This is a genomic window from Sorangium sp. So ce381 (genome assembly GCF_051473845.1).
Classification (GTDB): domain Bacteria; phylum Myxococcota_A; class Polyangia; order Polyangiales; family Polyangiaceae; genus Sorangium; species Sorangium atrum.
Window position 1 is genome coordinate 11330984 of the sequence record NZ_CP150336.1, and the last position, 21615, is coordinate 11352598.

At 73.4% G+C, this 21615-nt stretch carries 12 protein-coding genes; 9 read left to right on the forward strand and 3 right to left on the reverse strand.

Annotated features, from left to right (window positions below):
- Positions 1-52 precede the first annotated feature (52 nt).
- The gene (gene hutU, locus WMF29_RS42560) at positions 53-1726 is read left to right on the forward strand and encodes a urocanate hydratase (RefSeq protein ID WP_437325765.1); all 1674 of its coding nucleotides are present in this window, start codon (positions 53-55) and stop codon (positions 1724-1726) included.
- On the opposite strand, the gene WMF29_RS42565 is transcribed toward hutU, so the two are convergent.
- The gene (locus WMF29_RS42565) at positions 1641-2591 is read right to left on the reverse strand and encodes a deoxyribonuclease IV (RefSeq protein ID WP_437325766.1); all 951 of its coding nucleotides are present in this window, start codon (positions 2589-2591) and stop codon (positions 1641-1643) included. The genes hutU and WMF29_RS42565 overlap by 86 nt on opposite strands.
- Positions 2592-2883: 292 nt before the next feature.
- On the opposite strand from WMF29_RS42565, the gene WMF29_RS42570 reads away from it, so the two are divergent.
- The gene (locus tag WMF29_RS42570) at positions 2884-7458 is read left to right on the forward strand and encodes an AMP-binding protein (RefSeq protein ID WP_437325767.1); all 4575 of its coding nucleotides are present in this window, start codon (positions 2884-2886) and stop codon (positions 7456-7458) included.
- A complete protein-coding gene (locus tag WMF29_RS42575; protein WP_437325768.1) occupies positions 7455-8456 on the forward strand; it encodes an NAD-dependent epimerase/dehydratase family protein in 1002 nt (333 codons plus the stop codon). Before WMF29_RS42570 ends, WMF29_RS42575 begins: the two co-directional genes overlap by 4 nt.
- Here WMF29_RS42575 and WMF29_RS42580 read toward each other — a convergent pair whose 3' ends face one another.
- Both WMF29_RS42580 and WMF29_RS42585 read right to left on the reverse strand, forming a co-directional pair.
- A complete protein-coding gene (locus WMF29_RS42580) occupies positions 8457-9377 on the reverse strand; it encodes a DUF2267 domain-containing protein (RefSeq protein ID WP_437325769.1) in 921 nt (306 codons plus the stop codon).
- 185 nt (positions 9378-9562) lie between these two features.
- Positions 9563-13708 carry a transglutaminase domain-containing protein gene (locus tag WMF29_RS42585; RefSeq protein WP_437325770.1) on the reverse strand — a complete coding sequence of 1382 codons (4146 nt, stop codon included), beginning with the start codon at positions 13706-13708 and terminating at the stop codon, positions 9563-9565.
- A gap of 129 nt (positions 13709-13837) precedes the next feature.
- Here WMF29_RS42585 and WMF29_RS42590 point away from each other — a divergent pair, with 129 nt between their 5' ends.
- The 6 genes from WMF29_RS42590 to WMF29_RS42615 all read left to right on the forward strand — a co-directional run bounded on the left by WMF29_RS42590 (position 13838) and on the right by WMF29_RS42615 (position 21538).
- Positions 13838-14281: a hypothetical protein gene (locus WMF29_RS42590; RefSeq protein WP_437325771.1), complete on the forward strand. Its 444-nt coding sequence runs from the start codon at positions 13838-13840 to the stop codon at positions 14279-14281.
- 92 nt (positions 14282-14373) lie between these two features.
- The gene (locus tag WMF29_RS42595; protein ID WP_437325772.1) at positions 14374-14805 is read left to right on the forward strand and encodes a hemerythrin domain-containing protein; all 432 of its coding nucleotides are present in this window, start codon (positions 14374-14376) and stop codon (positions 14803-14805) included.
- Positions 14806-14860: 55 nt separating this feature from the next.
- Positions 14861-17698 carry a protein kinase domain-containing protein gene (locus WMF29_RS42600; protein ID WP_437325773.1) on the forward strand — a complete coding sequence of 946 codons (2838 nt, stop codon included), beginning with the start codon at positions 14861-14863 and terminating at the stop codon, positions 17696-17698.
- A 7-nt stretch (positions 17699-17705) separates the two neighbouring features.
- The gene (locus WMF29_RS42605) at positions 17706-17894 is read left to right on the forward strand and encodes a hypothetical protein (RefSeq protein WP_437325774.1); all 189 of its coding nucleotides are present in this window, start codon (positions 17706-17708) and stop codon (positions 17892-17894) included.
- On the forward strand, positions 17891-18949 hold the full coding sequence (locus WMF29_RS42610; RefSeq protein ID WP_437325775.1) for a lysylphosphatidylglycerol synthase domain-containing protein: 1059 nt from the start codon (positions 17891-17893) through the stop codon (positions 18947-18949). Before WMF29_RS42605 ends, WMF29_RS42610 begins: the two co-directional genes overlap by 4 nt.
- Positions 18950-18964: 15 nt before the next feature.
- Positions 18965-21538 carry a hypothetical protein gene (locus WMF29_RS42615; protein WP_437325776.1) on the forward strand — a complete coding sequence of 858 codons (2574 nt, stop codon included), beginning with the start codon at positions 18965-18967 and terminating at the stop codon, positions 21536-21538.
- Positions 21539-21615: the final 77 nt, after the last annotated feature.

The following is a 21615-nucleotide window of genomic DNA, read 5'->3' on the forward strand; positions in this document are numbered from 1 at the left end:
GGCGGACGCCTCGCCTTCTGGTCGATCCGGACCGGGTGGAGTACACGACAGCATGACGACCGGAGAGCAGGGGGCCCGGGTGGTGCGCGCGCCGCGCGGGAGCGAGCGGAGCTGCAAGGGGTGGATCCAGGAGGCCGCGCTCCGGATGCTCCACAACAACCTCGATCCGGAGGTCGCAGAGCGCCCCGACGATCTCGTGGTCTACGGCGGCACCGGGAAGGCGGCGCGATCGTGGGAGGCGTTCGACGTGATCGTGCGCGAGCTCCGGGAGCTCGCGGACGACGAGACGCTCCTCGTGCAGTCGGGCAAGGCGGTGGGCCGCTTCCGCACGCACCCGGACGCGCCCCGCGTGCTCCTCGCGAACTCGAACCTCGTCGGCCGGTGGGCGACGTGGGACGAGTTCCGCCGGCTCGAGGCGCTCGGCCTGACCATGTACGGGCAGATGACCGCGGGCTCGTGGATCTACATCGGCTCGCAGGGCATCGTGCAGGGCACCTACGAGACGTTCGTCGCCGCGCGGAAGGCGCACGCGGCGCGCGCCCCGGGCGGCGGGCGCTGGGTGCTCACCGCGGGGCTCGGCGGCATGGGCGGCGCGCAGCCGCTCGCCGCGACCATGGCGGGCATGGCCTGCCTCGGCGTCGAGATCGACCCGGCGCGCATCGAGAAGCGGCTCCGCACCCGCTACGTCGACGAGCGCATCGACGATCTCGACCGCGCCCTCGACGCCGTCCTCGAGAGCGTCCAGCGCGGGGCGCCGCGCTCGATCGCCCTCTGCGGCAACGCCGCCGACGTCTACCCGGAGCTCGTGCGCCGCGGCGTCACGCCCGACCTCGTCACCGAGCAGACCGCGGCGCACGATCCGCTCGTCGGCTACGTCCCGCCGGGGCTCACGCTCGAGCAGGCGGCGGAGCTCCGCGCCCGCGATCCCGGGGAGTACGTCGCGCGCGCGAAGGCGGGGATGCGGAGGGAGGTCGAGGCGATGCTCGCGATGCAGCGGCGCGGGGCCGAGGTCTTCGACTACGGCAACAACATCCGCACCTGCGCGATGGAGGCGGGCGAGGAGGACGCGTTCGCGATCCCCGGCTTCGTGCCGGCGTACGTGCGCGAGCTGTTCTGCCAGGGCAAGGGCCCGTTCCGGTGGGTCGCGCTCTCGGGCGATCCCGAGGACATCCTCGCCACCGACCGCGCGGTGCTCGAGGCGGTCCCGGGCGACGCCGATCTCCGCCGCTGGATCGAGCTCGCACAGCAGAAGATCGCGTTCCAGGGGCTCCCGTCACGGATCTGCTGGCTCGGCTACGGCGATCGCGCGAAGGTCGGGCTCGCCTTCAACGAGCTCGTCCGCGCCGGCCGGGTGAAGGCGCCGATCGTGATCGGGCGCGACCACCTCGACTGCGGATCGGTCGCGTCGCCGTTCCGGGAGACGGAGGCGATGAAGGACGGCTCGGACGCGATCGCCGACTGGGCGATCCTCAACGCGCTCGCGAACACGGCGGGCGGCGCGTCGTGGGTGAGCTTCCACCACGGCGGCGGCGTCGGGATCGGCAACTCGCTGCACGCCGGCATGGTGATCGTCGCCGACGGCACCGAGGCCGCGCGGCAGAGGCTCGAGCGGGTGCTCACCATCGATCCGGGGATGGGGATCATCCGGCACGCCGACGCGGGCTACGAGACGGCGATCCGCGTGGCGGACGAGAAGGGGGTCCGGGTGCCGCACCGGGCAGGGTGACCGGCTCCGCCGCGCCCTCGAGGGCGCGCAGCCGCGCGATCTCCTCCATGTAGCCGCGCCGCTCCTTCGAGAGCGGCGGCAGCTCGATCACCGCCGGCACGCGCGCGAGCCGCGCGTCGTTCGCGAGGCGCCAGAACGGCGCGAGCCCCATCTCCCCGTCGCCGATGCGCTCGTGCCGATCGAGCCGCTGGCCGAGCCCCGCCTTCGAGTCGTTCATGTGCATGCACCTCAGCCGCTCCAGCCCGAGCAGCCGGCCGAAGTCGCTCCAGAACCGCTCGTAGCCGGCCTCGCTCCGGAGGTCGTGCCCCGCCGCGAAGGCGTGCTGCGTGTCGACGCAGACCCCGAGCCGCGACCCCTCGGGCCCGGCGCGCTCGATCATCGCGGCGATCTGATCGACGCGAGCGCCGAGGGTCGACCCCTGCCCGGCCGTGTTCTCGATGCACAGCTGCGCGCGGAGCCCCTTCGCGCGAGAGAGCACGATCGACAGGCTCTCGCCGATGCGGTCGAGGCCGACCTCCTCGCCGAGGCTGCGGGGCGCGCCCGGATGGAACACCACGAAGTCGATCCCGAGCGCGTCGCACCGCGCGAGCTCCTGGAACAGCGCTTCCCGCGAGCGCTCGAGGATCGCGGCGTCGTCGGCGCACAGGTTGATGAGGTAGCTCGCGTGGGCGAGCGTCCGGCCCGCGCCGGCCCAGGCCGCGCGCGCGGCGCGAAACGCGGCGATCTGCTCCGCGCTCAGCGCCGGCTCCCGCCACTGGCCCGAGACCTTGGTGAAGATCTGCACCGCCTCGCAGCGGTCCTCCCCCGCCAGCGCGATCGCGCGGTGAAGGCCGCCAGCCACGGACTCGTGCGCGCCGAAGATCATGGGCCGCACTGCTTGGGGCGCTTCCCCGCCTCCGGCAAGGCATTGCCCCGAGCCGACCGGATCTGCCACGGCCCCCGCCCTCCGCGCGCAGCCGCGCGTCCCCACGCGCTCTCACGCAGGAGGGCAACGCCCGGACCGCCTCGTCCGTCCCCGGCGATGAGCCCGATTCTGCGAGCAAATCGAGCAAACCGCATGCCGGGAGGGCGCGAACCCCGGTTCGCGGCACCTCACCCTTGACGCGTTCCTGCCCAGGCGCGAATTGAGCGGCCTTCCTGGAGTCTCGATGAGCCATATGGGTGTTACGAACGGGGCCGGCGCCGGAGAGGCAGTGCCGGGGTCGCCGGGTGGGGCCAAGGGCGAGGAAACCGCGGCGGCCCCGCCGCTGATGCCGTCGCACGTGCTCTCGGGCAAGCGGCTCGTGGTGGTCGGAGGGACCGGCTTCCTCGGCAAGGTCTGGCTGGCCATGCTGCTCGCGAGGTTCCCGGAGATCGGCCACATCTACCTGCTCGTCCGGGCCAAGGAGAGCCAGTCGCCGGAGGAGCGCTTCTGGTCGCAGATCGTGACCTCGCCGGTCTTCGACCCGATCCGCGAGCAGTACCCCGGGCCCGCCTTCGAGGAGTACCTGCGGCAGAAGATCACCCCCATGAACGGCAACGTCGGCCTGCCGCTGCTCGGGCTGGGCGACCGCGTTGGGGAGCTCACGGGCACGATCGCCGCGGTCGTGAACGTGGCCGGCGTCGTCGATTTCAACCCGCCGCTCGACGAGGCGCTCGAGGTCAACGCGTTCGGCATCAGCAACCTCGTCGAGCTCGCGCGGACCCTCGGGGCCAAGGTGATGCACACGAGCACCTGCTTCGTCGCGGGCTACCGCTCCGGGCTCATCGAGGAGAACCACCCGGCCGAGATCCCCTTCCCCCGCGCCGCGGGCGAGACGTGGTTCGGCGCCGCCTGCCCGAAGCGGACCCTCGATCGGTCGCACTGGGATCCGCAGCGCGAGATCAGCGAGTGCCTCGACCTCGTGCAGCAGGCGCGCCAGCGGTGCGAGGACGCCTTCCGGCAGAGCGCCTTCCTCGACGAGGCCAAGGCCAACCTGGCCGCGCGCAGCGAGCCGTGCCGGGGCAGCGCGCTCGAGAACGAGCTCGCCAGGGTGAAGCGCAAGTTCATCAAGGACCGGCTCATCGAGGCCGGCAAGGAGCGCGCGCTCTTCTGGGGGTGGACCAACATCTACACCTACACGAAGAGCATCGGCGAGCAGGTCCTCGCGAGCTCCGGGCTGCCCTTCACCATCGTCCGCCCCGCCGTCGTCGAGACCGCGGTCGAGTTCCCGTTCTGCGGCTGGAACGAGGGGATCAACACCTCGGCGCCGTACCTCTACCTCGCCTCGAAGGGGCAGGTGCAGTTCCCGGGCGACCACGACGTGCGGCTCGACCTGATCCCGGTCGACATGACCGCGAGCGGCATGATCGCCTCGCTCTGCGAGCTCATCGAGGGCCGCGCGCCCGCGGTGTACCAGTACGGATCGACCGACACGAACGGCTGCCGCGTGACGCGCTACCTGGAGCTCGCCGGGCTCTACAAGCGGCGGCAGGTGTTCGAGGGGAAGAAGACCTCGCTCTTCGACGTCGTGTCGTCCCGCTTCGAGCCGCGCGGGCTGACCCGGCAGCAGTACGGCGCGCACGGCGCGCGGGCCATCGAGGGCGCGCTCCGCGGCCTGGGCGGCCTGCTCAAGACGGCGAGCGTCGGCCCCGCCGCGGCCCTCCTCAAGCCGGCGGCGGCCGCGCTCGAGAACGCCGCAAGGACCGAGCAGAAGACGGCCACGCTCCTCGAGGTCTTCATGCCGTTCGTCGCGGAGGGCGACTGGGTCTACTCCTGCGCCAACACGCGCGCGGCGATGGCCCGCATGCCCCCCGAGGAGCGGGCGCGCTTCGTCTGGGCGCCCGAGAAGATCGACTGGCGCGACTACATCTGGAACGTGCACCTCCCCGGCCTGGAGAAGTGGGCCTTCCCGCTCATGGAGGAGATGCTCCGCCGGGAGATCAAGCCGCTCCGGCCCTACGACAGCCTGGTCGACCTGCTCGACGAGGTCGCCGAGCGCTTCGATCACGCGCTGTCGGTGCAGCGGTTCGAGCAGGACGGGCTCTCGCGCACGAGCTACCGCGAGCTCCGCGACGCGGCCTGCATGACGGCCGCGCGCCTCGCCGCGCTCGGCGTCCGCCGCGGCGATCGCGTGGCGCTCTCCGGCGCGAACCAGCCGGCGTGGCCCGTCGCCTACTTCGGCATCCTCCGCGCAGGCGCCGTCGCCGTCCCGATCGATCCCGCGCTCGACGCGAAGGCGTTCGCGGACGTCCTCCGCTCGTCGACGGCGAAGGTCGTCCTCTGGGACAGCGGCGTGGCGGAGAAGCTCGGCGCCGACGTGCGCGCGGCGCTGCCGAACCTGGTCGCCTTCGACATGGGCGGGTTCGCCGAGGGCCAGGTGCCCGACCTGGGCCCGGCGTCCGGCGACGGGCTCGCGCCCCCGGACGTGCGCGTGGGCAGCCAGGACGTCGCGAGCGTCGTCTACACGAGCGGCACGACCGGGGAGCCGAAGGGCGTGCTGCTCACGCACGGCAACTTCACGGCCCTGCTGGCCTCGCTGGCGCCGCTGTTCCCGCTCAAGGCGAGCGACCGCGTGCTCAGCGTGCTGCCGCTGCACCAGACCTTCGAGGTGACCTGCGGCCTGCTCCTGCCGCTGTCGCAGGGCGCGCGGATCATCTACCTCGACGACGTCTCTGCCGATCGGGTGAGCGACGGGCTGAAGAGGGCGCGCGTCACGGCGATGGTCGGCGTGCCGGCGCTCTGGCAGATGCTGGAGCGCCAGATCGTCGCCAGGGTGAAGGAGCAGGGGCCCGCCGCGGCCACCGCGTTCAGCTGGGCCATGGAGCTGAACCGCATGCTCGGCAAGCGCTTCGGGCTGAACGCGGGGCGCCTCTTCTTCGGCAGCGTCCACGACGCGCTCGGCGGCAACGTCCGCTTCCTCATCTCGGGCGGCGCGGCGCTGCCCAGGGACACGGCCGCCGTGTTCAAGGGGCTCGGCCTGCCGCTCGCCGAGGGCTACGGCCTGACCGAGGCGGCGCCGCTCCTGACCGTCGCCAGGCCCTCGCCGGCGGCGAACCCGGGGAACGTCGGCAAGCCGATCCCCGGGGTGCAGATCAAGATCGCGAACCCGGACGCGAACGGCGTCGGCGAGGTGCTCGCGCGCGGCGCCAACGTCATGAAGGGCTACGCCGACGACCCGGGCGCGACCCAGGCGGCCCTCGACGCGGACGGGTGGCTCCGCACCGGCGATCTCGGCAAGCTCGACAAGCAAGGGCGGCTCGTCCTCGTCGGCCGGCAGAGCGAGGTGATCAGCGCGGCGAAGGGCGAGAACCTGTACCCGGCCGACATCGAGCGAATGCTCGGCAAGGTCGAGCACGTCAAGGAGCTCGCCATCGTCGGGATCGACAACGGCCGAGGCGGCGAGCAGGTCGCCTGCCTCGCCGTCCCCACGGCGCCCGGCGCGAAGGACGGCGACGGCGACGAGGCGCTCGCGCTGGCCACGCAGCACGAGCGCGCGCTCGACGCGCTCCGGACGGCGATCCAGGCGCTGCCCAAGCCGTGCCACCCCATGGCCCTCCACCTCCACGACGCCGACCTGCCCCGCACCGCGTCCGGTCAGGTGAAGCGCTCCGAGGTGAAGGCGATCGTCACGCGCCTCGCCGCCGAGGCCGGCGCGGGCGCGGCGGCCGTCGCGCAGGACGCCGGCGCGGCGATCGCAGAGCCGAAGGCGCAGGGCCAGGGCGAGGAGCCGATCCACATCCCTCGCCCGGTGGCCGACTTCGCCAAGCACTGGATGAACAAGGTCCAGTCCGGCTTCTACGGGAACGTCATGCGCCCGAAGGTCTACGGGCGCGCGTTCATCCCGCACAACCGCAACACGATCGTCGTCTCGAACCACGCGAGCCACCTCGACATGGGCCTCGTGAAGTTCGCGCTGGGCAGCTACGGGGACGGCCTCGTCTCGCTGGCCGCCCAGGACTACTTCTTCGAGGGCAACCGCTGGCGGCGCGCCTACTTCGAGAACCTCACGAACCTGGCGCCCTTCGACCGCAAGGGCGGCCTCCGCACGGCGCTGCGCCAGACCGGCGAGATCCTGGACCGCGGGCGGACGGTGCTCCTCTTCCCGGAGGGCACGCGCAGCCCCGACGGCGGCATCCTCGAGTTCAAGCCGGCGATCGGGCACCTCGCGCTCACGCACAACGTCGACATCCTGCCCCTCTACCTGGGCGGCACCTTCGAGGCGCTCCCCAAGGGGCGCAGCGTCCCGATCCGCCGCGACCTCGTCGCGCGCATCGGGCCGCCGCTCACGATCGGCGACCTCCGGCGGCTCACCGCCGGGATGAAGTACGCGGTGGCCTGCCGCAAGGTCGCGGAGCTCACGCAGCTCGCCGTCATCAAGCTCAAGGAGGGCGGCGCCCTCGATCTGAGCCGGGTCGAGAGCATCGATCAGGCCGCTACCACCACCAAGGAGCACCCGCTCACGGTCCTGTTCCGCGAGCTCGAGTCGAAATACGTCGCCGGGCGGGTCACCCAGCCGATCACCTACTACGTGACGCTCGGCAACGAGGACGAGGCGAAGTGGACGCTGCGGATCGACCCGGCCAGCTGCGAGGCGCGGATCGGTAAGCCAAGCCAGCAAGCGGACTGTGTCCTCAAGACGACGCCCGAGATATTCACCAAGATCGTCCGCGAGGCCTACACACCGAGCCCGATGGAGTTCATGACGGGCCTCGTGAAATCGAACGACATCTCCCTCCTCCAGACCTTCCAGAAGGTTTTCGATCTCGCATGAGCCGCTATCTCGTCACCGGGGCGACCGGTTTCCTGGGATCGCACCTCGTCACGGCGCTCCGTGGGGGTGGCCATGACGTGGTGGCGCTCTGCCGGGCGGAGGCGCCCGCGCTCGCCGAGCAAGGCGTGGAGCTTCGCCGCGGAGACATCCTCGACGCAGGGTCGGTGCGCGGCGCCGCCGAGGGCTGCGACGGGGTCTTCCACTGCGCCGGGCGCGTCTCGCGGCGCCGCGAGGACGCCGAGGCGCTCTACCGGACGCACGTCGAGGGGACCAAGATCACCCTCGACGCCTGCCGCGACGCGGGGGTGAAGCGCGCGGTGATCGCGAGCACGAGCGGCGTCGTCGCGGTCAGCAAGGACCCGAGCGACGTCCGCGACGAGACGGCGGCGACGCCGATCGACCTCATCGCCGGCTGGCCCTACTACCGCTCGAAGCTGTACGCCGAGCGCGCGGCGTTCGATCGCAGCGGGCCCGGCTTCGAGGTCCTCGCGGTCAACCCGAGCATCCTGCTCGGCCCGGGCGACGTCCACGGCGCCTCGACCGGGGACATCGTGAGCTTCCTGGAGCGCCGGCTCCCCTTCACCCCCGCGGGCGGCCTCTCCTTCGTCGACGCCCGCGACGCGGCCCAGGGCATGGCGCTGGCGATGGACAAGGGCCGCCCGGGCGAGCGCTACCTGCTCGGCGCCGCCAACATGAGCCTGGAGGTCTTCTTCAGCCGCCTCGCGCGCATCTCGGGCGTCCCGGCCCCCGCCCTGCGGCTGCCGCGGAGCATCGCGCTCGCGAAGGCGGGCGCGCACCTCATCGAGCAGGCGCGGAAGCGGCTGCCGTTCGATCTGCCGGTCGATCCGGTGTCGGCCGAGATGGGCCAGCACTTCTGGTACCTCGACGCGACGAAGGCCCGGCGAGAGCTCGGCTGGACGCCGCGCGACCCGCTCGAGACCCTCGCGGACACCGTCGCCGATCTGCGCGCCCGCGGCGTGGTCTGGCCGCAAGCTTAGCTAGACGGCCCGGCGCAGCGGGGTCGGCGGGAACAGGTCCTTCATGTCGAGCGGGAGCTGACCGCGGAACCCCTCGATCTCCCCCGCGGACACGCTGTCCGCGACGGCCTCGCAGATCGCCTGCAGCACGAAGCCGGCGGCCTCGCGGTCCATGCGCAGCTCGCGCGCGACGTCGGCCTCGATGGTCGCGGTCGTGATGCGCTTGTCGGGCCCGTCGAGGAACGGATCGAGCGACGGGTGGAGCTTCGAGGGGAGCTGCGCGACGAGGTGCCGCGCCTCCTGGGGCGTCACCCTGCGGCAGAGGCAGCCGAGGACGATCTGCAGCGCGAGCTCCGCGCGGTCGCGCTGCTGGAGGCCGCTGTGGCGCTCGACGGCGTGGATCAGCCGGCCATACGCGCTGTCGGCGCGCGCCTTGCGCCGGGTGAGGGCGCGCACGCGGCCGTGCGAGCGCTCCGGGCGCGCGGTCCCCTCGGGGTGCAGCGCGCCTTCCGGCTTGAACCGGGCGGCCACCTCGAGCTGCGCCTTCACGACGGAGCCGGCGGCCTCCGCGTCGATGACCCCATCGGCGAGCAGATCGTCGAGGGTCACCAGGCCGACGGGCCGCCCTTGCTCGGTCACCGGCACGCGCCGACACGCATGATCGCGCATGGTGCGCACGGCGTCGTCGATCGACGCGTCGAGCTCGAGCGTCGCGATTTCGTCCGACATGATGTCGCGCAGCATCGTGCTGCGCGCGTCGAGGTCGCCTGCCACGACCTCCAGCGCGATATCGCGGTCGGTCACGATGCCGGCGAGGCGCTGGCCGTCGTGGACCAGGACCGCGCCGACGTGGTTGTCCATCATCGCCCTCACGGCGTCATAAGCGGTCGAGCGCGGGCTAAGAACGATCATTCGCGGGCGTCGGTACTCTTCGAGCGACATGGCGAGTCCCTCCCCTGGGCAGCGCGTTCGGGGTTGTGCGTGCGTACACCAGGGCCCGGCTAGCCAGAACGGTACCAACCGCGATGGCGCGCGTGGCCAGCGGGTGGACGCGGCGCCCGGGATCGTCGCCGCGAGCGGACGAGCAAGCGCCAGGCGCGCCGCCCGCGCGAGGGCGGAGCCGCTCGTCAGTGGATGGCGCCGCGCGCCGGCGGCGCCGCACCGGCGCCGCCGCCCGCCTCGGGGTCCAGCGCGCTGCGCGCCTGCTTGGTCGCGGGCGCGACAGGCGAGAGCCGCACCATCCGGTGCAGGAGCCCGTCGACCCGCTGCAGCCAGCCGCGCCAGGCGGCGTACTGCGCCACCGGGATGGTCGACTGATCGAGGATCACGCGCTCCTTCACCACCACCGCGTTCTTGCCGGGCGCCTTCGCGAAGGAGATCGTCGCCCGCCCGAACGCGCCGCCGTTCTCGTCGCCGCCCGGCGGGAGCTCGGCGAACACGTACCCTGGCGGGGCGGTGATCGTGATCGTCCGGCTGTGGTGCCGCGGCGCGAAGCTCGGCGGCAGGACCACCGGCAGCGTGCGCTTCACGAGCGGCGCGAGCTGCGACGTCATCGTGGACGCGCCCGAGAGCGGCACGGAGAGCTCCGCGCCCTCGCGGCGGGCGAGCCCCTCGGAGCGCGCCTCGTACTCGAGCGTCGCCGCCCCGTGCGGGAGATCGGCCTGGAACGCCACCTTGGGCTTCACGTCGACCGTCGGGAACCAGCCGTACGCGAGGTACTGCTCGACCCACTGCGCGCGCGCGTCGGCCTCCGCCAGGTTCGAACGGAGCTCGAACGCCGCGTCGCCGATGTGCCGCTCCTTCGCCGCGAGCTCGCCCGCGCCGGAGGGGAGCAGCGCGATCGTCCACTCGGCGTCGACGCCGTGATCGGCCGGCGAGCTCGCCGGCGTCTCCACGATCTTCGGCGGCCCCTCGTCGACGAACAGCGCCAGCGTGCGCGCGTCCATCGCCGGCAGCGGACCCAGGCGGCTCTGCGGGCTCGTCGCGTCGAGCCACAGGCCCGGCGCGCCGCCCGCGCCCGGGAGGTACGCGATGCCGTGATCGAACACCGGGATCGCCGCCACTTCGCTCCGGAGCAGCGAGGGCTGGCCCGTGTAGCGCGTCTGCACCAGCACCTCCGTCGCCTCGATGCCGATCGACTTGAGGAGCGTGATGAGCAGCATCGCCTTGTCGTCGCAGTCGCCCTGGCGCCGCGCCAGGAGCTCCTGCGGGCGGTTCGGCAGCCACCACTCGCCCGACACGAAGTTCACGTACCGGATGTCGTCCGACACGAAGTCGAAGAGCGCCCGCAGCTTGTCCTCGCGCGTGGCCTTGCCCTTGGTGAGCTCCGCGGCGAGCCGGCGGACCTGATCGTCGGGCTCCATGAAGCCGGCGACCGCGCCCCGGTACCACTCCCGGAAGTCGTGCCATCCGTGGAACGTCGAGCCCACGACGACCGGCAGCACCTCCGCGAGGTGCGGGGCGAGCGGCTCCTCGGGCACCTCGGGCGGGTCGTCCCAGATGTACCGCGTCACCTGGCGGCCGTCCTTCTCGGACCTGAGCACCCGCTCGGCCTTGCCGTTCAATACGTCGATCGCCAGGGGATCGCTCGCCGGCGAGTCGACGACGACCTCGTTGTAGAGGATCGGCCGCGTGTCGGTCGAGCCGACGTAGTCGATGAAGTAGAACGGCGCGTCGCCCCGGCGGCCGACGGGGCCCCGGGTCCACGAGCGCACCGCGACCTCCACCACGTCCCCCGCCTTGAGCTCGGGCCAGCGCACGAACGGCTTCTGCCCTCCCGCGCCCTGCTCGTCCGGCTGCGCCACCGTGCCGTCCTTGCGGTGGACCCGCGCGAACAGGAGCTCCGTGTCCTCCCCCTCGGCGGGGATGTCGCGCTCGTAGAGATCCTGATCGGTGCGCGGCTCGATGACGATCTCGCGCGCGTAGTGCATGAGCTGCGAGACGCGCTTGTCCGGGTGGTACGTCACGACGCGCACCCAGTGGAGCTGCCGGTCGGCCACCTCCCCCTTCTTCGCCGGGGTCTGCCGCGCGCGCGCGAGGAAGACGTCGGGCGCGACGATGTGCTGCTCGTCGCGCATGCGCTGCCGGCCCGGCGCGCCGGCCGAGCCCTCGCCGAGGCGGAGCGCGAGCTCGGCCTTGAGGAACGGATCGCCAGGCGTGAGGTCGCGCGCCCGCGCGAGCGCCGCCGTGGCCACGCGCGACGCGGCGGCCGTCGGCCGCGCGCCCGCGCCGCCCGCGCCATCCTCTCGCACCGCGGCGAGCGCCTGGAACGCGGCGGGCTGGTTCGGCGCGACGTGCGTCGCGTACGACAGCACCTCGCGCGCCCACGCGACGCGGCCCGCGTCGTGGAGCGCGCGGCCGATGCGGATGACGTCCTCGGCCGACGTCTGCTGGGCGAGCGCCCCCGCGGCCGCCACCTCCAGCGCGGCGCCGCCGTCGGGCTCGAACGCGAGCACGTAGGACGCGCCCCGCGACTCGGGCGCGATCTCGGCGAGCCTGCGCGCGGCCCGCAGCTCGAGCGCCGGGTCGAGCCGGGCCGCGGCCGCGATCTCCTGCCAGACGACGACCGGCGTCCGGTCCTTCTGCTCGCGCTCGACCGCGAGCAGCTCCTCGAGCCCGGCCCGCGTGAGCCCCGCCGTCGCAAGCTTCTTCTTGACGAGCGCCCTGAGGACGCGCGCCTCGGGATCGCGCGCCGAGCGCAGCGGCTCCTCGCGCAGCGCGGCCGCCGCCCAGTCGACCCGCTCCGAGGCGAGGTGGGCGGCGACCAGCCGGCGCTGCGCGAACGCCGCGGTGGTCCGGTCCTTCTCCGGGAGGCCCCGGGCGCGCGCGGCCTCGAGCCAGCCGCTGCGGTTCGCGCCGAACGGGGACACCCACCCCGCCAGGGCGAGCGCGTCGGCGGAGATCCCGGGCGACCGCGTAACACGGTCGAGCAGCCCGGGCGCGCGGGGCGACCGCTGGTCGTCGGCGCCCCCGAGCGTGCGCGCCACGACGGCCGTGAGGGTCTGCTCGAGCGACTGCGACGCGCCCGCGTCGAGCGCCCTGTCGAGCGCCGTCGCGACGGCGGTCGCGGCGCGCGCGCCAGGGGGCGGGGCCGGCGGCAGCTCGAGCGGCGTGAGGTCCGACGAGGTCGCGAGCGCCACAGGCCGGCGGTCCTCGTCGGTGAAGCGCACGCGGACGCGCCCCTCGTCGGCGATGGCCCCGGTGCACACCTTGAGGGCGAGCAGGTGATCGCCGGCGGGCGCCTCGATGCGCGCGGCGATGCGGTCGAGCACGAGGCGCTCGTGCGCCGCCTCGCTCGCGGCGACGTCGGCGCCGTCCCACGCGAGCCGCACGGCGCCGGTCGCGGCGACGTGGGCGAGGATCGGCTTGCGATCGAGCGCGGCCGGGACGGTCACGCGCGAGGCGAGGTACGTGCAGGCCTCGGTGCGCGGATGGATGTAAAGATCGAGCGGCACGCCGCGCGCGGTCGACGCGGCGGGCAGCACCCTGCGCCACGCGACGTCGTACACCCCCCAGGCGTAGCGGGCGCTCATGTCCGAGAAGCGCTGGCCTGCCGCCTCGGGCCCCTCGCGGCGCGCGAGCCCGCCGCCCGAGTTGTCCTGGAAGGGGCCGAGGACCGCGAACGCCTTGACGAGCCCGGACGGGTCCGGGGGCGCGTCGTACGAGACGGCGCGCGCGCCGGGCCACGTCGCCGCCGGCGGCTCCGGGGCGAGCGAGGCGGCGAGCCAGCGCGCCTCGTCGGCGAGCGGCGACGAGGACGCCCCGATCTGCGCGAGTCCTTCCCGTGCGCGGCCCTGCGCGGCGCGGTCCGCGAGCGCCGCCGCGATCACGAGCCCGGCGAACGCGTCGTCGCCGCCCCGCCGCGCGCGGGCCAGCGCCGCGCCGAGCATCTCGTCGGGCGTCGCGGCGGTCCACCGCAGCGCCAGCACGATGGGCGCGCGCTTCTCGGACACCGGCGCGCCGCCCGCCGCGGGCGCGCCGGCGCCTGCCTTCGCGCCCCCTGCTCGCGGCGCCGGCGCGCTGCCGGCTGCAGGCGCGCCAGCGCCTGCCTTCGTGCCCCCCGCTCGCGGCGCCGGCGCGCTGCCGGCTGCAGGCGCGCTCGCGCCCGCCTTCGCGCCCCCCGGACGCGGCGACTGGGCGTTGCCCGCTGCAGGCGCGGCGGCGATCGCGAGCAGCGCGGCGAGCCACCCGCCCCCGCGGAGCGCGCGGGCGCGCGCGCGTCGATCTCGTCCTCGTCGATCCCGTCGATCTCCCCCCGGCGAGCTGCGCTCCATCGAACCTCGCTTCCAGGCCACGGCATAGCGCGGGCCCGATCGCGGCGCGAGCGCGGCGATCGCGCGCGCCGCGCCCGCGCGCCGTGCGCGAACTTGGCCGGCGAGCCCGCGGCCCCCTACCCTGCGCGCATGCGCCGCGCGTCACGATGGCTGCTCTCGACGGTGATGGCCCTGACCACGCTCACGGCCTCGCCAGCATCGACCTTCGCCCGCGACACCAAGGTCGAATGGAAGAGCGTCGACGTACCCGCGGGCGAGGGCCAGGCCCAGCGGGCGCGGGCGCTGCGCGGGCTGCTCTCCAGCGCCGCGAAGAAGGCGGACTTCGGCAAGGCGAAATCGGTCGTGCTGAGCGCGCGTGTCGTCGAGTTCACCTCGGCCACGCGGGGCGACGTCCACCGCGTGAGCTGCACCGTCGTCGGCCGCGTCGTCGGCGGAGCTACCGCCCGCTCGCGCATCTCGTTCGGCGGCAGGCCGAGCGAGCGACAGGCGCTGGAGAAGCAGGTGCTCGCCATGGTCGCGAGCGGCGTCGTCGGCCGGCTCGCCGCGATCGTCCGCGCCCGCGCGCATGACTGACGCGCGCGACGGAGCCGACCCGCTCCGCCGCGGGATCGCGCCGCGCCCCGCTCGACCCTCCACGGGATCTGGACTACGACGGCCCGCACCTCATGGAACTGGACCGGATGGTGAGCGAGCTCTTCCAGGAGGAGGAGCTCGCTCGCGACACGGCGAAGAAGCTGATCGAGCTGGCGCAGCGCTCCGCGGACGAGGCGAGCGCCGAGCGCGCGAGCCTGCTCGCGTTCCTGCGTGGGCCGATGGAGCGACACATGCGCTACGAAGAGACCGCCATATTCCCGCATTTCCAGGCGCGCGGGCTCGCCGAGGAGGTCCAGGTGGCGCTGAAGCAGCACGCCGCCGTGCGTGAAGCGACCGACGCCCTGGCGGGCGTTGCGCAGGGCGGCGACGTCGCGCGGGCCATCGTCGATGTCGCCCGGTTGCTCCTGCACCATACAAATTTCGAGGGCGACTACATTTATCCAGAGCTCACCCACGACGAATGGCGCGAGCTGATGCAGGAAACCGTTCCGCAGGGCATCTGAGGTGGTACGCATGAACTCGACACGGATGTTGTCCTCGACGTAGGCTTTTGCCGCCGTGTCTATTGCAGCTGGTCAGGTGCTGAGCGAGCGCTACCGCCTCATCCGACCCGTGGGGCAGGGCGCGCAAGCCGCGGTGTGGGTCGCCGAGCACCTGGCGCTCGGCACGCATGTCGCGGTCAAGCTGATCGATCCGGAGCTCGCGAAGCAGGACGACGCGCGCGAGCGGTTCCGCCGCGAGGCGACGGCCGCCGCGCAGCTGCGCAGCGCGCACGTCGTGCAGATCATCGATCACGGCATCGACGGGGAGCAGCCGTTCATCGTGATGGAGCTGCTCGAGGGCGAGGACCTCTTCGATCGGCTCGCGCGCCGGCGCCGCCTCTCGCTCCAGGAGACGTCGAAGATCGTGACGCAGGTCGCGCGCGCGCTCACCCGCGCGCACGGGGCCGGCATCGTGCACCGCGACCTCAAGCCGGAGAATTTTTTCCTCTGCGCGAACGAGGACGACGAGATCGTCAAGATCCTCGACTTCGGCATCGCGAAGGTGAAGGGGCAGGGGAAGCGGGTCGCCCAGCGCACAAGCGTCGGCACGCTCATGGGCACGCCGCACTACATGAGCCCGGAGCAGGTGAAGGGGCTCCGGGAGGTCGACTACCGCGCGGATCTCTGGGCGCTCGGCGTGATCGCTTACCAGTGCGTGACGGGCGAGCTCCCGTTCGACAGCGAGGGGGTCGGCGACCTGCTGATCAAGATCTCGCTCGGCGAGATCCCGGTCCCGTCGAGGGTGAACCCGGAGCTGCCGCCGAGCTTCGACGCGTGGTTCGCGCGCGCCTGCGACCGCGACCCGTCGCGGCGCTTCAGCAGCGCGCGCGATCTCGCGGAGTCGCTCGCCCGCACCGCCGACTTGTCGGCCGATGCCCCGAGCAGCATGAGGTCGCCGCCGTCGCCGCAGCCGCCGCCGCTGCCGCCCCGGGCCGCGCCCACGCGCCCGCCGGCGGCCCCGCCGCGACCGGCGACGGGCTCGGTGATCCCCAAGGCGCCGCCGCTCCCGCGGGTGGCCGACCCCACGGCCGCCGCCGCGACGCGATCGCCCGAGCGAGGATCGGGCGAGCCGCCGGCGGACATGGCGGCCGCGCCGTCGTCGGCCAGGCCGAGCGCGAGGATCCCCGCGGTGCCGAGCGAGCGGCCGCAAACGCCGCCGCGGCTCACCGAGCGGCCTCCGCTCAGCGAGCGCCCGCCGCTGTCGTCCCGGTTCGGCGAGCGGCCTCTCGCACCGCCGCGGGCCACCGAGCGACCTCCGGCGCCGCCTCGGCCCACGGCGCGGCCTCAGACGCCGTCGCTGGCTCCGATCAGCGAGCAACCGCCGGGCTCGTCCGAGGTCGGCGAACGGCCGCCGCTGAGCCAGCGGCCGCCGCCCTCGGCTCGGCCCGGCGATCGACCTCCGCCGCCGCCGCAGCCCAGCGACAGCGCGTCGCAGAAGCCGCCGGTCGCTGCCGAAACGCCGGTCGCTGCCGGAGCGCCGGTCGCTGCCGGAGCGCCGGTCGCTGCCGGAGCGCCGATCGCTGCCGAAACGTTGGTCGTTGCCGGAGCGCCGGTCGATGCCGGAACGCCGGTCGCCACTGGAACGCCGGTCTCCGCGCAGCCGAGCAGCGTGTCGCCCGCGACGGCAGACAGCGTCGACGCCCCGCCAGGCGCGCCTGCACCGGCGCTGGCGCCCAGCGACACGTTCCGGAAGGCGGCGGACAGCGCGTCCTCGCTCGTCGACGTCGACATCGACGAGTTCGAAGAGGACGCGATCGACACCGACGTGGACGAGCCCGGGGCGGCGCCGGCCGCATCTGCAGCGCTCGCTCCGCGCGCAGACGCGACGCCGGCCGAGCCCGCAGCGACAGCCCATGCGCCAACCGAGCCCGCGGCCCATGCGCCGACCGAGCCCGCGGCCCATGCGCTGGTCGAGCCCATGGCCGGCGTGCCGGCCGAGCCCGCGGCCCACGCATCGGCCGAACCCGCGGCCAATGCGCCGGCCGAACCCATGGCCGACGTGCCGCCCGAGCCCGCGCTGACTGCGCCCCAGAGCGGCGTACCCGTCGCGCCGGGCGCCACGGCCGAACCACCGCTCTCCTCGCAGACGCCGCGCGCGCTCTCGCCACAAGCGGCCGATCCGCACGCGATCGCCCCCGAGCGCGAGGCGCCGCCGAGCCAGGACCCGCCGTCGGAGCAGCTCCGCGACAACGTCAGGCGAGCGGTCGCCGGGACGGCCGCAGCCGCCGCGCCCCCCGCGTCGGTGCGCGCGCCGCACCCGCTCGATCCACCGCTCGATCCACCGCTCGATCCACCGCTCGTCCCTCGGGCTCGCGCGTTGCCCTCCGGCCAGTCGCCGGACCAGTGGATGAAGGGGTCCAGCGTGAGCGGGGTGGCGCACGAGGCGCGCGAGAGCGAGCCTCCGGAGTTCGACCCCGGCTCACGTCGGCGCCGGCGCGCTCGGCTGGTCGCGTTCGCGCTGGTGGCCTTGGCCGGCGTCGTCGCGTGGCAGGTGGTCCGCTCCCAGCGCCTGCCGCAGAGCACGCCGGCGGCCGAGAGCGAGGTCCCGCCGCCCGCCGTCACGGCAGAGCCGACGCCGCCGCAAGAGCCAGCGCCCGAGCCGGCCGTCACGGCGCCGCCTGTGGAAACGGCCCCGTCCGCGCAGCCGTCGGCCAGGGCCGCCGCGACGACGCCGCCGCGGAAGCGGCGCCCGCCGCCGCCGCCGCCGAAGAAGTCGCGGAAAGAGCCGGGCAAGGTGGACGATCTGACGATCGAGATCCCGACCCCCCCGGAGCCGGCCGAGGCGGAACCAGCAGAGTCGCCGCCCCCGGCCGGATCGCCCCCCCAGGGCGATCCAGCCCCGCATGCAGAGTGAAGAGCGGATGGGAACGACGGTAGTTCAGCGCGACTTCGAGGAATCCGGCGACTGGTTGAAGAAGGGGAGGGCCCGGTTGCTGGCCCATCTGGTGAGCGGGTTCGGCCTCGGCGCCGAGGTCGACCTCATCGCGCGCGGGTACCGGCCAGGCTTCGGCCCGTCGGTCTTCTGCGTGGCGAAGCGCTGGCCCGCGTGAAGGACCGATCTGCGTCGCTCGTCGACCTCACCAGCACCCCGCCCGCGAGCGCCCCGCCAGCGCCCCCGATGATCGCGGCGGATCCACCCGAGCCCGCGCGCGACCCGCCCGGCCCGCCGCAGGGGATCGGAGGCCCGCTCGCGAGGGTGCGCAAGGCGCTGCGCCCGGTCATGGTCGTCGCCGTAGCCTTGTTCATCGGGCTCGCTGCGCGGGATCTCGCTCGCAAGTGGGAGAGCGGCGAGCCCGTCGACGTCCGTCCCGCGTTCGTGGCGCTCGCGGTGCTGCCCCTCGCTCTCGGCATCGTCGTGCTGGGGCTCGCCTGGGCCTTTGTCCTGGAGGAGCTGACCGGCCGGCCCATCCCTCGCTGGCCGGCGATCGCGCTGCACATCGAGTCGCAGGCGGCACGCTACATCCCAGGCAAGCTCGGCGTGCCGCTGGTCCGCATGCTCGGCGCCCCGCGGATCGGGACGACCAGCGCGGTGGTGGCGTCCTCCTTCGCGGTCGAGTTTGCCAGCTTCGTCGCGGTCGGCGCCATGGTGGGGTTCGGCCTGCTCGCGGCGGGCGGCGAGCAGTTTGCGGGCGCGAGCGCGCTCATCGGTCGATGGAAGCTGCCTCTGCTCGTCGCCCTGGGCGCGGTGCTCGTCGCGCTCATGACCGTGGATCGTGCCCGCGCGCCCGAGCGCGTGCGCAAGCTCCTCGCGGCCGAGGGGCGCGGGCCGCTCATGCCGGTGCGACTGCCGCTCGTACACGCGGCGTACTGGCTGACCTGGGCCGCGCATGGCGCGTGCGCCGCGCTCGCTGTCGGCGCGACGCCGGGCGCGGCGCTCGGCGGCTCGGGCCTCTTCGTGCTGGCGCCCGTGGCCGGTTTCCTGGCGATGGCCACGCCGGGCGGCATCGGCGTGCGCGAGGCGCTGCTCTCCGTGGGCCTCGCCCCCGCCGTTGGACCCGCCGCAGCGCTGGGCGCTGCGATCATCTCGCGCGCCACCTCGCTCGCCGTGGACGTGGGCGGCTTGCTCCTCGCGCGCCTGCTTTGCCGACGCCCCCCGCCTCGCTAGGATGCGCCCCCTCTCATGCTGGCTCACCTGCGTGTTGCCCTGAACTCCGACTCCCCCCTGGCCCGCTTTTGTGCCGCCCTGACCTCGAGTTCGCCCCGGCCAAGGCTGCTGCGCAACGTCTTCGCGGCCATCGCATGCCTCACGGGCCTCGCCGGCTACGCGCGCGTGGTCCACGCGCACATTCCAATCCAGCACTGGCTCCTGTGGCGGCTCGCGCCGCTCTGGGGCTATTCGCTGCTGTTCCTGCTCTCCAGCCTCGGCGTCGGCCTCGTGCTGTTGCGCCGGGGGCTCCGCGTCGCGCACTTGCCGCCGGTCGAAGAGGGCCTGTTCGGCATGACGCTCGGCACCATCGCCTTCGTGTTCGGCATGTACTTCGCGGGCGTGGTCGGCTGGATCCGCCCCTGGTACGGGCTCGTGATGCCGGCGGCCCTCTTCGCGGGCGGCCTCCTGGAGCTGCCACGCTGGCTATCGCGTCTGAAGCACGATCTCGACGCCTCGACGACGCCGAAAGGGACGATGCGCTGGCTGTGGCTCACGGCCACGGGCGTCGGCGCCGTGTGCCTCGTGCTCCTCTACCTGCTGTCGCTGACCCCGGATTCCATCAGCTTCGACGCGACCTGGTATCACCTGCCGATCGGGCAGGACTATGCGCGCGCCGGCCGCATCGTGCCGTTCTACGGCGACGTGAACCACTCGTTCCCTCACCTCGCGAGCATGCTCTACGCGTGGGGTTTCAGCGTCCCCGGGATGCTCGTGGAGCAGCGGTGGATGATGGCGCTCCACCTGGAGTTCGTCTTCGTCCTGGGGAAGGTGGTCGGCGTCGCAGCTCTGGCGCGGTACCTGCTGCATGGCGAACGCATCCCTGGCCTCTGGGTGGCTTTCTTCCTGTTCCCATCGCTGTTCGTCCAGGACCAGAACCCCGGCGGCTCGGCGGACCATTTCCTGGGCTTCTTCGCGGCGCCGGTCCTGCTCGCGTCGATGCGCTTCGCCGAGCGCTTCGACAGGCGGTATGCCGTCCTGCTCGGCGCGTCGCTCGGGGGCGCGATGCTGGTGAAGTACCAGGCGGTCTATCACCTGGCGATGGCGGCGGCGGTCGTCGTGCCGCGCGCCGCGCTCCTGCTCGCGCGCGAGGCCTACCGCGCCGTGAAGAAGCGCCGTCGGCCGCTGCTCTCGGCGCGCCGCGTCCTCGTGGCGGGGCTCATCGTGTCGGGCGTGGCGCTCGGCACGGCCGCGCCGCACTTCATCAAGAACGTCATTTATCATAACAACCCCGTTTTCCCGATGGCTCAGCGGGTGTTCACGCGGTCGTACCCGCAGCATGCGCGCTCCGCGGAGTTCATGGAAAAGGCGTATCCCAACGAGCCTTACCTGCCCAAGGGGAAGGGGCTGGAGCGGCAGCTCATCGCGGTCGGGAACTTCTTCACATTCTCGTTCGCTCCGCACTACTCGTTCACTCGCTACGTCCCCTCGATGGGCTCGCTCTTCACGCTCCTCCTGCCGATGCTGCTGATCATCCGCGGTCGGCGCAGGCCGGCGCTCGCGACCTGGGCGACGTTCGCTGGCATCTGGATGTGGAGCAACACGTACACCGCGGACCGGTACCTCCAGGGCCTGCTCGCGGTGCCGATCGCCGTCACCGCGGCGCTGCTCGTCCGCACATGGCAGCTCGGGTCCATCGCGCGGCTCGGCCTCGTCCCGCTCGTGGCATTCCAGATCGTGTGGAGCGGCGATGTGCCCTTCTACTCCGGCCCCCGCAGGCTGGAGAGCGCGCTCTCGATGATCCGCTCCACCTTCGACAAGCGGTGGAGCGACGCGCAGCGGTTCAAGTTCCGCGAAAATCACCGCGCGATCACCCGGGCGACCCCGCCGGACGCGCGCATCCTCGCGCGCAACTACCGCACGACGCTCGGCATCGAGCGCGAGATCATCTTCGATATCCAGGCCTGGCAATCGCTCATCTTCTACGAGCCCTTGCGAGGACCGCGCGAGCTCTACGATCACTACCGGAGCGTCGGCATCACCCACATCCTGTACCCGCCGGGCCAGCGCCCGCCGGACACGCTGCAGGCGGCGGTGCTGTTCAACGAGCTCGTGCACCGGTACGCGACGGAGAAGCGCCGCTTCGGCGATCTCCAGCTCGTGACCATGCCAAAGGCGCCGCCGCCGCCCGACGAGCTGCCGTATCAGGTGCTCGCGCTCGGCGCGCCGGGCTACACGGACGGGCTCTACCCGGTCGAGGCGCTCCACATCATCCCCAAGCTCCGCCCGCCCAAGGGCCAGGAGCCGAAGCCCGCGCGGGCGTGGCCCAGCGACGCGAACGCGCAGGCCGCGCTCCTCGACGCCGCGCAGGCGGTGGTGCTCGGCAAGAACGCCGCGCGGAGCGGCCGGAACGTCAAGCTGGACGGCGCGTTCTTCGCAGCGGAGCGCTTCAAGAACTACACGGTCTACCTGCGGCAGCAGCGCGACGCCGCCCGGCCGGAGCCGCCGCCCGAGCCCCCGGCGGCGGACACGTCATCCGGGCCGGAGCCGACGACCGGCCCGGCGGATCCCTCGCAGGAGGACGACGACCAGGAGGATCCGGACGGCTGAGCGCCAGGCCGAAGGCTATCCGCGCCGCTCGGCCAGCAGCCCGGTCCAGGGGATCGGGCTCTTCACCTCGCGGACAG